Origin of the sequence: Picosynechococcus sp. NKBG042902 (assembly GCF_963864045.1) — a bacterium.
GTDB lineage: Bacteria > Cyanobacteriota > Cyanobacteriia > Cyanobacteriales > MRBY01 > MRBY01.
In genome coordinates, this window is the sequence record NZ_CAWLTV010000071.1 from 121,732 (window position 1) to 134,872 (window position 13,141).

At 52.2% G+C, this 13,141-nt stretch carries 8 protein-coding genes; 4 read left to right on the plus strand and 4 right to left on the minus strand.

Annotation, left to right across the window (positions count from 1 at the left end):
- The first annotated feature begins 235 nt into the window (after nt 1-235).
- Entirely contained in the window at nt 236-913 is a 678-nt protein-coding gene (locus tag AACR41_RS10145; protein WP_012305685.1) for a uracil-DNA glycosylase family protein, read from the plus strand.
- A 23-nt stretch (nt 914-936) separates the two neighbouring features.
- Here the strand turns inward: AACR41_RS10145 and AACR41_RS10150 are convergent, their stop codons facing one another.
- Both AACR41_RS10150 and AACR41_RS10155 read right to left on the minus strand, forming a co-directional pair.
- Nucleotides 937-2,478: an FAD-binding oxidoreductase gene (locus tag AACR41_RS10150; RefSeq protein WP_030006795.1), complete on the minus strand. Its 1,542-nt coding sequence runs from the start codon at nt 2,476-2,478 to the stop codon at nt 937-939.
- Between the two features lie 133 nt (nt 2,479-2,611).
- A complete protein-coding gene (locus tag AACR41_RS10155; RefSeq protein ID WP_157094557.1) occupies nt 2,612-2,749 on the minus strand; it encodes a hypothetical protein in 138 nt (45 codons plus the stop codon).
- Here AACR41_RS10155 and AACR41_RS10160 point away from each other — a divergent pair.
- From AACR41_RS10160 to ftsH3, 3 genes are all read left to right on the plus strand, one after another.
- Nucleotides 2,748-3,089 (plus strand): hypothetical protein, encoded by a 342-nt coding sequence (locus AACR41_RS10160; RefSeq protein WP_030006796.1) that lies wholly within the window; start codon nt 2,748-2,750, stop codon nt 3,087-3,089. The genes AACR41_RS10155 and AACR41_RS10160 overlap by 2 nt on opposite strands.
- A 305-nt stretch (nt 3,090-3,394) precedes the next feature.
- Entirely contained in the window at nt 3,395-9,190 is a 5,796-nt protein-coding gene (locus tag AACR41_RS10165; protein ID WP_030006797.1) for a translocation/assembly module TamB domain-containing protein, read from the plus strand.
- A gap of 141 nt (nt 9,191-9,331) precedes the next feature.
- Nucleotides 9,332-11,194 carry an ATP-dependent zinc metalloprotease FtsH3 gene (ftsH3, locus tag AACR41_RS10170; RefSeq protein ID WP_012305681.1) on the plus strand — a complete coding sequence of 621 codons (1,863 nt, stop codon included), beginning with the start codon at nt 9,332-9,334 and terminating at the stop codon, nt 11,192-11,194.
- A gap of 79 nt (nt 11,195-11,273) precedes the next feature.
- Here ftsH3 and AACR41_RS10175 read toward each other — a convergent pair whose 3' ends face one another.
- Together AACR41_RS10175 and AACR41_RS10180 are read right to left on the minus strand one after the other, a co-directional pair.
- A complete protein-coding gene (locus AACR41_RS10175; RefSeq protein ID WP_030006798.1) occupies nt 11,274-12,176 on the minus strand; it encodes a PhzF family phenazine biosynthesis protein in 903 nt (300 codons plus the stop codon).
- A 17-nt stretch (nt 12,177-12,193) separates the two neighbouring features.
- Nucleotides 12,194-13,105 carry a methylenetetrahydrofolate reductase gene (locus AACR41_RS10180; protein ID WP_030006799.1) on the minus strand — a complete coding sequence of 304 codons (912 nt, stop codon included), beginning with the start codon at nt 13,103-13,105 and terminating at the stop codon, nt 12,194-12,196.
- Nucleotides 13,106-13,141 lie beyond the last annotated feature (36 nt).

Below are 13,141 nucleotides of genomic sequence, written 5' to 3' on the forward strand. Positions count from 1 at the left end.
ACTGAAGCTTGTTTTAACTTTTGTGAAGTTCAAGAACATGTTGACTGTGGGACGTTTGAAAGTAATTCTTAAGAAAAAATTATAGAGATTTCTCCTAGACAATTTTGTGAAGATTTGATGTAGCTTTTGCTGTTCTGGGCGGGAAAAAGACGCCGTTAGCGATGATTTGGGTTGACAAAGGGCAGTGGCGATCGCCAACAATGACATAGATTTCTAGCCCTCTCCAGTTGAGACCATGACGGATATTGCGACGTTAATTGCCCAGGTAAAGACAGAGGCAGAGCGGGAACCATTTCCCATTGATGTGCCTGTGTACCAAGCAGCACGCCTTAATCCTACGGAGCCAGTGCTCTATGCGGGGAATCTCAAGGCATCCCTGTGTTTTTTTGGGCGGGATTTGGGACGGGATGAGGTGCACGCCCGCCAACCCCTCTATGGTGCTGCGGGCACCCTGGTACGCCAGGGATTTTATTATGCAGTTCACCACAAAAAAATCCACGATAAGGCGCAATTGGCGACGGTGTGCGATCGCATTTTGCTGACCAATACGGTGCCCTACAAACCACCGGGCAACAAGGCCTATCCGGTGTCGGTTAAGGAACGATTTCGCCCTTTTGTGGAGCGGCTGTTGGTGTTGCACTGGCAGGGCAACCAAATCATCACCTTGGGTACGGAAGCCTTTAAGTGGTTTGACCCCTACGGACGACGGGGAGAGGTAAACGGGTTCTTCCGGCGGGGCGATCGCTTTGAAACATCCTTGCAAGTGACCCTCCGGGCGGTGGACGATCTGGGAATGGAACACCAAAAGATCGTTACTTTGTCGCCTCTGCCCCACCCATCTCCCCTAAATCAACGCTACTACGCCCAGTTTCCTCAGATGTTGCAAAATCGTCTGGGGGCGATCGCCTTTTGAGACCTCGCCGTTTCGGGCTGCACTTAGTCCTGTTCCGTGAGTCCTGCCTGATGAAAATCTTGGCCCGACCCATATTGCCACGCTTCACGCCGTCGTTTGGCCTGGTAACTATCTCCCATGGGCAGACGCTGACTGAGGGCATAGCCTGAGGTGTAGAGACCCAGGGCAAGGTAATGGCGCAACCAATCGGCCAACGCGCCCACCCCCAAATGGGGCAACAGGGGCAACACCGTTTTAAAGTTCACCCTGGGTAATGTCTTCGTTAGGCCTTGGAACTGCACCACGTCCTGCAAGAAAGGATTGAGGGTATCTTCCCCCAACTGGGCCATCACCCCAAAGACCGCATTTAACAGGTCATTAATCTGGTTTGGCGGGCAGCTTTGGTTGACCCCAACGCTCATGGCCTTTTGAAATAGCCAGGTGACCGAAAGGTTTGGTTGGTAGGGTTGTAGCTGGGCGAGGGCTTGGCGATTGCAACAGTCCTGGGTCAGGGCATCATCTAAACCGTTGGTGAGTCGCTCCAGATGCCTCAACATTGCCCCAAAGCCACCAAAACTAACGGGGGATTGGCCGCCACTACTGTCGCCAATGGGCAAAATGCGGTCCCAAGGATAATGCAGAGGACTGCGACGATAGCTTGGGAAAAAGCCAAACAGAAACCGTTGAAAATCCAAGGCTGCTAAATCCACCTGTTGATAGTCAGGCAGCAGTTTGAGATATTCCTCCAGGAGAAAAGCTAGGTCAAACCGTTGGGGATGGGCATCGAGATAGGTAAATAGGTAAGTAGTGCGGCCATCGTGGGCGGGAAAGGCTTCCCAAAAGTATTGACATTGGTTGCGAATCGGCGTGAATGAATAGATTAAATCTCCCTTACTATTCGCTGCAAACCCCTGGGCGCAGCTTCCCACCACTAGACAGACACCGTCGGGCTTTTGGCCTTGGCGCACCTGTTGGGCAATGGGAGAAAAATGCCCCATACCATCCAAAATTAAGCGGGTGTGGAACGTGAATTTTTCAGTCCTGGCGATCGCCCCCTGCGGCGAAACCGTAATCCCTGTGCAAGGGTGATTCTCAAAAATCTTGCCGCCCCAGGTGAGGAATTTTTCCTTCAAAACCGCCAGTAATCGCCGGGGACTCACACCAATATTTAAAATATCTTTCACCCAGAGGGGCTCTCCCCCATGGAATTGGATACGCAGGGGATTGAATTCCGTGGCGATGACTTCGCGCAGTTCAGTCTCACTGAGCAGTTCTAAATCCAGAAGCGTCTGCAACTCACTCCGGGAAATGTTCCATTCCTGAACGCGCCCTTGCAATGGCCCCCGCTCCAGGATAATCACCCGCCAGCCCCGTCGTTGCAGGGCCGCCGCGAGGAGCAAGCCTAAAGTGCCCCCGCAGACGAGCACATCACAATCATAGTCAGGGCAGTCTTCCGTACCAATTTGCACCATCGCCGGAGCGCCAATCTGACCCTGTCGCCAATTTTGCCACCGTTGATCAGCGGCCCGTAGCCCCTTGAGGGGATCCCCTGGCATTGTGCCCAAAATTGTTTCTACCTGACCCATGGCGATCGCCTCTCATTTTTCTGCACACTGTGGCTCTTTTTTATCATTTTCCCCTGGGAGTGATGGTTATAAATACTTAAAAAATCTTGAATTTCCGGGATTGCCTTGACTTCATAAAACTTAATCAATAGAATCAGCGTAACTTAACACCGCCAAAATATTCAGGCTTAATCATTTGGTGCGTTGAGTGCTGTTTTAATTCATTTTTAATATTCAGGAGCTTGCCCGTGCTAGGAAAAATTTTAGGAAAAAAGAAAGATAACTTTTTCATGGAATTACCTTCCCAAGGTAACGACACAATCGCCGAAGCGTCCGTTGCGCCCGAAGTGCGGGTACAGGAAACACCTCAGGTAGAAGCCCCTACTACTGAAGCTTCCCAAGAGGCCCCCGCTCCCGTAGCCAGTGCCCCGGCCCCCAACGTTAATGATCCCACCGATGTGATTGTGGCCGCCATTCAAGCTGCAAGCCGAGAAGCCGTCCTCGCCCAGACAGCAGAAGTTGGAGCCTTTGCAGAAAACTATCTCCTCAAACCCGGCAACCGTTCCAATCGTCGCCGCCCAGGGGCAAACATGGCTGCTTTTAAAGCGATGGCCCAAAACATCAAATTCTAGAAAGAGGCTTGAGTCAACAGAATTTCTGTCAGGGACAACGACATCCATTCATGATTTAGGGTTGAGAAAGGGAAGTGATCACTTCTCTTTTTTTGTGACAATTTTGTTGATGCGGCGACGGTCAAAAAATAAATCTTTGACACTAGGGCCACGGGGAATCTGTGCTGTATGGAATTGGTACCAAAATTTTTTCGCTGACCGTTTGGGGCAGATCCAAAATCTGTGGTAATTAAAAAGCGACAAAAGCCATTGCGATAGGGTCATCCTCTCTATAATGATCGCAACACTTGCAAACTGTTGCCACCATGAGCCAAAACCTTCCCCCTTCTTCCGAAAACTCAGTGCAAGTTCCACCATCCCGTCGGCGTCAACGTCTCATTACGGGGGCGGCTGTGGGCCTTGTGTTAGCCGTGGGAGCGGGCCTAGGCTATGGGCGTTACTACATCTACCAGCGCTTATCACCACAAATTGAGCAGCAGCTTAATAAGCAAATTGATCGCCCCATTAATCTGGGGTCAGTGCAAGGATTTTCCTTGGGGGGATTACGGTTTGGCCCGTCTGAGTTGCCACCAACGACGGATTCCAATGATCAGCTTCTGGTTGAGGCGATCGCCGTTGATTTTAATCTGTGGACGTTGCTTACCCAGCGGCGCTTAGACCTAAACCTCACCCTGATTAATCCCCAGGTGACCGTTGAGCAAAACCAAGCCCGCAGATGGCTAGATTTGAACATTGCTCCCGATGACCCAGACACCGAAGGTCTGGAAGTCAATATCAACAACATCCGCCTCCGCCGGGGTCAACTGACGTTAATTGCCCGCCAACGTTCCGGCACCCTGAGTCCCCCTGTGCAGTTGGCGATCGCCTCCGGGAAAGGCCGCCTCACGAACCAAAACAAAGTAATCAATTTTGATGTCCAGGGTAAGTTGGCGTCGGGGGGAGACTTAAACATCGAAGGAATCCTCGATTTTGAGCAAGAAACCAGCAATCTCAGGATTCGCGCCCAGAAATTAGACCCTGTCGCCATTTCTAACCTGGTGGTTCCCCCTGTTACCTTTTCCGGTGGTGTAGTAGATGGTGCCATCGAGTTATTCCTAGAAGAAGGCGACCTCAGCGATTGGAATGGAGAGTTAATGGCCGAGGGTTCGACCCTAATCGTTCCGGCCCTTGCCAAACCCGTAGAAGATTTTTCCGGCAAAATTGGCTTTCAAAACCAAGAACTTCAATTCCAACAGACGACAGGCCGCCTGGGGACGCTTCCATTTAGTGGCGATCTCAATATCAATTTTGAAACGGGTTTTACGGGGCAAATTGAAACGGCCCCCGCCGAAATTGCCCAAATCCTGGACACCTTTGAATTAGAATCCCCAGCCTTTCCGGTGGAGGGTCAATTGGCAACGACGGTGACCTTTGGGGGGCCACTGGAACAAATTCAGTTGGCCGTTGCGGCAACGAATGCCAGCCAATTAAAAGTTGATCGCCTGACCCTGGAGCGTTTTCAGGGCGATCTGACCATTACGGGTAATCGTTTTCTGGTTGAGCAGTTCACCGCTCAACCTACTTTGGGAGGCAATATCACAGGCCAAGGGGTGATTCAATTGGCCGATGAAAGTACATCTTCGCCTGGGGCGATCGCCATTGCAGCCCAGGGGGATCAACTGCCGACAAATGCCCTGGCCCAACTCTACGAACTCAATTTACCCGTCACTGCCGGGCCGGGCCGCACAGATGTGGTGTTTGAAGCGCCCCTGAACCAAGTCTCAGAATTTGTCGTTTCAGGTACCGCTGTGGTGCCCGTGGCTGGGGGCCTGGTGACGATGCCCAACCTGCGCATTACCCAAACCCAATTCCAAACCCCTGCCCGCGCCCAGGGACTACGTCTCGCCCAGCTTACGGAACAGGAACTGCCCTCCTTTCTCCAGCGCAGTATCGTCAATGGTGATTTCCAAGTTGCGGGCACCTTTGGCCAGTCAGAACCCCAGGCACAAGCGGGTTCCCTCGACATTACTGGTCAGGCCCGCACCAGTTTTGCCAATGGTCAGGCGATCGCCCGCAATATTCGCGTTGGGGATGGTCGGTGGCGTGCTGACCTGGCTTTAAATAACCTCGATCTCAAAGAAATTTTACCCGCTGTTCCCCGTACCCTAGTGGCGGACTACTCCGGCCAATTCCAGACAGGAGGAACCTTAGCTGAGGTGAACTTAAATACCGTCGAAGCAACGGGTTCTGGACGCCTCACGGTGGGCAATGGCGAGATTCGCACCGAGGGCGTCACCGTCGCTGGGGGGGAATGGTACAGTCGCACCGCCCTCAGTAATGTTGATTTAGTGAGCTTTGCTCCCCAACTGGCCAATGTGGCGAATACAGTCCCCAGCCAAGGTCAGTTTGAGGTGCGGGGTAATTTAGAAGACCTTTCAGTGGCAGGAATTTTGGCCCAGGGTTCCCTGAGCGCCAGACTAGCAGGCGGTGTCATTGACGGCGGATTGTTAACGCTCCAGAATGGCCAACTCCAAGGGGATTTTACCGCTCAAAATTTGGCTCTGAATCGCCTCAATAGTAGCCTGGAGGGAATTGGCAGTGGCGCTGTGCAATTAACGGCGGATGTGACCGAGCCAGACCTGAAGAATGTGCGGGCCGAAGGGGATCTGCGCCTCAGTGAAGGGATCGCCCTGATTAATTCTCCGTTAACCAGTCAATGGGCTTGGAATGGGCAGCAACTGCAAATCCAAAGGGCGATCGCCGAAAATTTCCGGGCCGATGGGGTCTTAACCATTGATAGCGATCGCCTCGGTCGCGATGCAAGCCAAGCAATTACACAATTGGCCCTCAACCTAGAAGCCCAAAATCTCGATCTCCAGCAACTGCCTTTACCGGAGGTGGCCCAGGCCCTCGATGTTGTAGGTCAAGGGGATTTCCGGGGCACGATCCAAGGAACGCTCCAGCAGCCCCAGATCAATGGCCAAGTCGCTCTGAATAATGTGCAGTTAGCCGAATTAACCCTCGACCCCACCCTCCAGGGCACCATTCAAACCCGCAGCGATCGCCGCACCATTATCGCTATCGAAGGGGAAGAAGACCAGATTTTTGCCCGTCTGAATTCCCGTCTCCGCCCAGAACAGGCCGAACTCAAGCTCGATGGCTCGACCCTAGACCTCGCCCTGGAGTACAACCAAGCGGGCCTCGAACCGACCCGACTCCAACTGAGTAGTGGCAACCTCCCCGTTACCTTGATTCAACAGGTGGCCCAGGGACAACCCGCTTTGCAACGGCTTGATTTTCCCCTAGAAACGATGGTCTTGGGGGGACGACTCTCCAGTGAACTGCGGGCGGATCTCCAGGCGAATTCGGTGTCCGGTCAGGTGGCGATCGCCCAACCGATGCTGGGTTATCTTGAAGGCGATCGCCTCAGTGGAAACTTTTACTTTGCCAACGATACCCTCAGGCTCCAGGATTTCCAATGGTCGCAAAACGGTGGCCTCTACAGCGTCGATAGCACCATTGCCCTAGCCAACGAAAACCGTCCTAGTCCAACCATTCAAACCACGGGCACCATTGAACAAGGCCGGATTGAAGATGTTTTAGCGGCCCTGCAAATTTTCGATTACGGCGATTTCCAAAATCTCGGTAGTTTGTCCCTACCGGATTATTTTGGCCGTTCCAGTCGCTTCGATCAGAGCGCCGATCTCTATGCCAACCGTCCCCAGGATCCGCCCCCCATTACCACTGAAATTGAGTCTGTGGCGGTGCCAGCCCAACCCACCCTGGAATTAGCCGATGCCACGCCCCCCGAACGGGAAAAATATCGTTGTGATACCCTCCTCAACGGCATGGCTGGAGCGACTCCGCCGGAAAATAATGGCGAAAATCCGGCCCTCTACAGCCGTGGCGATCGCCAACAATCCTTTGCCGAAAGAATCGCTCTCCTCAGTTGCGTCCAAAGCCAACTCAATCTAGATGTCGCCGAGAGTAAACCACTCCTGCCCGCAGAATTAGCAGACCTCCGGGGGGAATTTAGCGGCGATTTGAGCCTTGCCTACAATGCAGAGACTGGCCTCCAGGCGGATTTTGATCTCACTGGCGGATACCGCGAAGTGGCCGTATTTGGCGAATCACAGATTGTCGGTTCCCCTTGGCAGTGGGGCGAAATCACGATGCCCCAAATTATTGCGCGGGGTGTGCTGCGGGATCAGGTCTTAACATTGCGGCCCGTGGGCATTCGTCTCTCGGAACAAGATGGCGGGGGACGCCTAAGCTTTATTGGTAGCTTTGGGGGCGATACCCAAACGGGACAATTGCGCCTCACCGAAGTCCCTGTAGCCTTTTTAGAAAAGTTTGTTGATTTACCTGAGGCGGTGGCGATCGACGGTTTTATTAACGCCAATGCCGCCCTTGCGGGAACTCCTGATGATCCCTCGGCCCGGGGCGAAATGACCATGGCCAATGCCAGTATCAATGACACGCCGATCAATAGCGTCAAGGGGAACTTTACCTATGATGATGCCCGCCTCGATTTCATCGTTGATAGTGAACTGGTGGCCGAGGCTGACCCCCTCCAAATCACGGGCAGTATTCCCTACCAACTCCCCAATGCGACGGTTGTTCCGGAGAGTAACGCGCTCAATCTCACGTTTAACCTTGAGAATGAAGGATTTGCCCTCTTAAATATTTTGACGCGGGGTCAAGTGGCTTGGCTGGGCGGTGAAGGGGAAGTGGATCTGTCCATTGACGGAGAAATTGATCCCGATACGGGGCGGCCAGTGGATCTTGTGGCGGACGGTCAGGTGGCGATCGCCCAGGCAGAGATCCAAGCCCAGGTGTTGCCCGATGCCCCCTTGACCAATGTCCATGGGCAAATTGACTTTAATCTAGACACCCTGACCGTCCAAGAACTCACCGGCGATTTTAGTGGTGGCCAGGTGGCAATCTCTGGGCAACTGCCCCTCGCCAGGGCGACGACCGAGAGCCAAACCCTCGATGTGCGCCTAGAAGATCTCAACTTTGTGCTGCCTGATCTCTACCAAGGGGGCGTTGCGGGCAATTTGATCATTGCTGGTACCAGCCTAGAGCCGACCATTGGGGGCGATTTAACCCTCCGAGAGGGACGTATTTCATTGGCAGGGAACCAAGAAAATGGCAATGGTAATGGCAACTCAGCCGCAGCCACAGACCAACAAACCACGGCCGGGAATAAACAGCTTGACCCAGGGACATCCCCAACACCGAAACGCGTTTCCAATGTCGATCTGCGGGCGATCACAGAGTTTAAAGACCTGAAAATCACCCTTGGCGATCGCGTGCAAATTACCCGGCAACCGATTCTGAACTTCCTCGCAACGGGCGATTTAACCCTCAATGGCACCCTCAATGATTTGCGTCCTGCCGGGGTGATTCAGTTAGATCGGGGTCAGGTCAATCTCTTTGCTGCTCAACTGCGGCTTGCGGGTAATCGTAATACCGCAACCTTTACCCCCAACTTTGGCCTCGATCCAGAGCTTGACATCACCCTAGAGACTTCTCTGTTGGAAAATTCCCGGTCATTTCTTGCCACTACCGATCCCCTTTCTGCTGAAATTCGTGACAATAGCGTCTTTGGCCCCAGCCAGATCGGCACCGTCGAAACCATCCGTATCCAAGCCAATGTGCGGGGACGAGCGAGCAATTTAGATGAAAATATTGAATTGACCAGTAGTCCGCCCCGTAGTGAAACGGAGTTGATTTCTCTCTTGGGGGGATCTTTCTTAGAAAACTTCACCGGGGGCAGCACCAACGAAACTCTAGCTTTGGCTAACCTAGCTGGTTCCGCCCTTTTGAGTAATATCCAAGATGTCATTGGCAATGCCCTTGGTTTGAGCGAGCTACGCCTCTTCCCCACGGTGATTACAGAAGATGAAGATGAGAGCAGTTCAACCTTGGGGCTTGGGGCAGAACTCAGTGCCAATATCAGCCCAGATTTGTCCCTGTCGGTGCTGCAAATTCTGAATAGTAGCCAACCCGCTCAGTTTGGTCTCCGGTATCGGGTCAACGATGAGATTTTTGTCCGAGGCTCAACGGATCTCAACAACGATAATCGTTTTTCTGTCGAATATGACCTGCGATTTTAGACACAAAAGCAGAAAATTTAACAATCTTTCCTGAGAAACGTTAACATTATTTAATAACCAACCTGAAACACAGGATAAGACGCTCTTTTAAGAATCGCATAATTATTCTGCTTATCCTCAAATCCTAGGAGGCTCTCAGTAGTGAACAAAAATAACAAAAAATGGCGCAGTACCGGGCTTTACGCCCTATTGGCGATCGTCGTGATCTCCTTGGCTGTGTCTTTCTTGGATCAGCAACCCCAAAGTCGAGAGACCTGGCGTTATAGTCAGTTCCTCCAAGAAGTCCAGCAGGGCAATATCGAAAGTGTCAAAATCAGTGGCGATCGCACTAAAGCTTTTGTCCCGGCCCAAGATGGCACGCCTATCCTCGTCAACCTCCCCCCCGGTGATACGGAATTAATCGACATCCTCAGCGAAAACAATGTCGATATTGCCGTGTTGCCCCAGAGTGACGACAATTGGATTTTCCGCGCCCTCAGTACACTCATTTTCCCAATCCTACTACTCGTGGGGTTATTCTTCCTGCTCCGGCGCGCCCAGAGTGGCCCCGGTTCCCAGGCCATGAACTTTGGCAAATCAAAGGCACGGGTTCAAATGGAACCCCAGACCCAAGTCACCTTTGGTGATGTGGCAGGGATTGAGCAGGCCAAACTTGAGTTAACCGAAGTTGTTGACTTCTTGAAAAACGCTGATCGGTTCACTGCAATCGGTGCAAAAATTCCCAAAGGGGTGCTCCTCGTTGGCCCTCCCGGAACCGGTAAAACGCTCTTGGCAAAAGCCGTTGCTGGGGAGGCTGGTGTCCCTTTCTTCTCCATCTCTGGTTCTGAATTCGTCGAAATGTTCGTCGGGGTCGGTGCTTCCCGTGTCCGCGATCTTTTTGAACAGGCCAAACAAAATGCTCCCTGTATCGTCTTTATCGATGAAATTGACGCCGTGGGTCGCTCCCGTGGTGCTGGTCTCGGTGGCGGTAATGATGAGCGGGAACAAACCCTAAACCAGCTCCTGACAGAAATGGATGGTTTTGAAGGCAACACTGGCATCATTATCATCGCTGCGACTAACCGTCCCGATGTATTGGATGCGGCGTTAATGCGCCCCGGTCGCTTTGACCGTCAAGTGGTCGTCGATCGCCCCGACTATTCCGGTCGTTTAGAAATTCTCAATGTCCATGCCCGGGGTAAAACCCTCTCGAAGGATGTGGATCTCGAAAAAATTGCCCGTCGGACTCCCGGCTTCACTGGTGCAGATTTGTCGAACCTCCTAAACGAGGCAGCAATTCTGGCAGCCCGTCGCAATTTGACGGAAATTTCCATGGACGAAGTGAACGATGCAATTGATCGCGTCCTCGCTGGCCCTGAGAAGAAAAACCGCGTCATGAGTGAAAAGCGCAAAACCCTTGTTGCTTACCACGAAGCAGGCCATGCCCTCGTTGGTGCTTTGATGCCCGACTATGACCCAGTCCAAAAAATTAGCATTATTCCCCGGGGTCGTGCTGGCGGTTTAACTTGGTTCACCCCCAGTGAAGATCGCATGGATTCTGGTCTATACTCCCGTGCCTATTTACAAAACCAGATGGCCGTTGCCCTCGGTGGCCGCATTGCTGAAGAAATTATCTTCGGTGAAGAAGAAGTCACCACAGGTGCTTCTAATGACTTACAGCAGGTCGCTAATGTTGCCCGTCAAATGATTACCCGCTTCGGGATGAGCGATCGCCTGGGGCCTGTGGCCTTGGGTCGCCAGAATGGTAACGTTTTCATGGGTCGTGACATTGCCTCTGATCGAGACTTCTCCGATGAAACAGCCGCTGTGATTGACGAAGAAGTCCGGGGCCTCGTGGAAGAAGCCTACAAGCGCGCGAAAGATGTGCTTGTCGGTAACCGCAGTGTTCTCGATAAATTAGCAGCGATGCTCGTCGAAAAAGAGACCGTTGACGCTGAGGAGTTACAAACCCTACTCATGGAAAGTGACGTGCAAATGGCCGCTTTCTCTAGTACCGCAGCTTAAGCAACTTGGAAAATTGAATTATTGCTAATCACTACGGTGAGAAACGAGATCCCTAAAACAATTAGGGATCTTTTTTTGTCTAAAACGTTGGCACATTAATGTGGCCGACACTGACGAGCACAGAAGACCCGCCCACGGCGATCTCCGTCAATTCCCCTTTTTGCTGTTGCATGGTCAGCATTAGTTGACTGGGCCGCCCCATTTGAATGCCTTGGTAAATTTGCCAAGTTTGTAATGTCGCCTGGCTGGGTAGGTAGCGATGTAGATAACCCGCTAAACTCGTGGCTGCTGAACCCGTTGCCGGATCTTCAGCAATGCCCAGGCCGGGAGCAAACATCCGCGCATAAATTTGATTGTCTTCGGTTACGACAAAGGGATAGATGTGGGCCGTCAATTGATGTTGGTATGCTTCTTCCCAAAGGGTGCGGTTGAGGGAGCAACGGCTCAGGGCGTCTAGATCCTTGAGGGGCAGATATAAAAAGGGCAGTCCACAGGAAATCACCGCCGGCTTTAACACCGGGTGTAAGTCGTGGGCCTGGAGGTTTACCAGGGAAGCGTAATCGATGGATTGCGATCGCTCAATAAATTGGGGCAACTGGGCCGCACTTAGGGCAGTGGTACGAACTTGATCCTGTTCCCAATAGATAGAGACGGGGACAATTCCCACTTCTTCTTGGAAGCGCACAAGCTGACAATTTGCGGGTAGATAACCGAGATGGGCCAGAAGGTAGGCGGTTCCCACGGTGGGATGGCCCGCAAAGGGAATTTCGGCAGCGGGCGTAAAAATCCGCAGTTGAAAGTCCGTATCAGGATCTTTTGTGGGAAAAACAAAGACAGTTTCTGAAAGGTTAAGCTCTTTGGCGATCGCCTGCATTTGATTCGAACTTAACCCTTGGGCCTGGGGGAACACCGCCAGGGGATTACCCCCGAAAATTTGCTCTGTAAACACATCGAGGGTATGGAAAGTATAGGTTTGTGACATATAGGTTAAAAATAAACTTAAACTAAGGCCGGTGCCGTGGAGATTTGAATAGAAACATCCGCTAAATCAAGGATTTGCGGAATCAGATCTTCTTTTTTGACGGCCATCATATGGACACCGTGGCAGAGATTTTTGGCAATTTTTACTTGCTCCGCCGCAATTTTGAGACCTTCTTCGAGGGGATTTTCCGCTTGGGCTAGGCGCTCAATAATCGCATCGGGAATTTGCGCCCCCGGTACACAGCGGTTGATAAATTGAGCATTTTTTGCCGATTTCAACAGAAAAATTCCCGCAAATACGGGCACATCATATTGACTGGCCACCCGGTTCATAAATTCTTCGAGCCGCTGGAAATCCGTAATCATTTGCGACTGGAAAAACTGCGCCCCGGCTTCTACTTTTCGGGCAAAGCGAGATTCAATGGTGTACCAACTCTTAAGCTGGGGATCCACTGCGCCCCCAGGGAACAAATTCAGGGGGCCATCGGGCATTTTTTTGTCGTTAAAGTCTTGGCCGTTATTTAATTTGGTGATCAGCTTTAACAGACGCACCGATTCGAGATCGAAAACCGCCTTGGCTTTGGGGTGATCGCCCGCTTTGACGGGATCCCCCGTGAGGGCCAACACATTCCGTAAACCGAGGGCATGGGCGCCCATTAAATCTGCTTGGAGACCAATGACATTGCGATCGCGGCAAGCCACCTGAAAAATTGGTTCGATACCGTTTTGCAAGAGTAAAGTTGAGGCGGCAATAGAAGACATGCGCATTACGGCCCGGCTCCCATCGGTCACATTCACCCCATGGACGCGATCGCCAAGCAATTTTGCCATCCTCAGCATTTTCGTGGGGTCACCCCCCTTTGGAGGCGCAACCTCAGCCGTAACGACAAAGTCTCGATTTTCGATGGCACGACGCAGACGGGTGGTCATGGAAGCAGTTTTAGGGTTAAAAAATCACAGGTAATG

Excerpts from the sequence above, each read along its gene's own strand:
- AACR41_RS10145 (WP_012305685.1), top strand. The coding sequence starts at position 236 with ATGACGGATATTGCGACGTTAATTGCCCAGGTAAAGACAGAGGCAGAG.
- AACR41_RS10150 (WP_030006795.1), bottom strand. The coding sequence starts at position 2,478 with ATGGGTCAGGTAGAAACAATTTTGGGCACAATGCCAGGGGATCCCCTC.
- AACR41_RS10160 (WP_030006796.1), top strand. The coding sequence starts at position 2,748 with ATGGAATTACCTTCCCAAGGTAACGACACAATCGCCGAAGCGTCCGTT.
- AACR41_RS10155 (WP_157094557.1), bottom strand. The coding sequence starts at position 2,749 with ATGAAAAAGTTATCTTTCTTTTTTCCTAAAATTTTTCCTAGCACGGGC.
- AACR41_RS10165 (WP_030006797.1), top strand. The coding sequence starts at position 3,395 with ATGAGCCAAAACCTTCCCCCTTCTTCCGAAAACTCAGTGCAAGTTCCA.
- AACR41_RS10175 (WP_030006798.1), bottom strand. The coding sequence starts at position 12,176 with ATGTCACAAACCTATACTTTCCATACCCTCGATGTGTTTACAGAGCAA.
- AACR41_RS10180 (WP_030006799.1), bottom strand. The coding sequence starts at position 13,105 with ATGACCACCCGTCTGCGTCGTGCCATCGAAAATCGAGACTTTGTCGTT.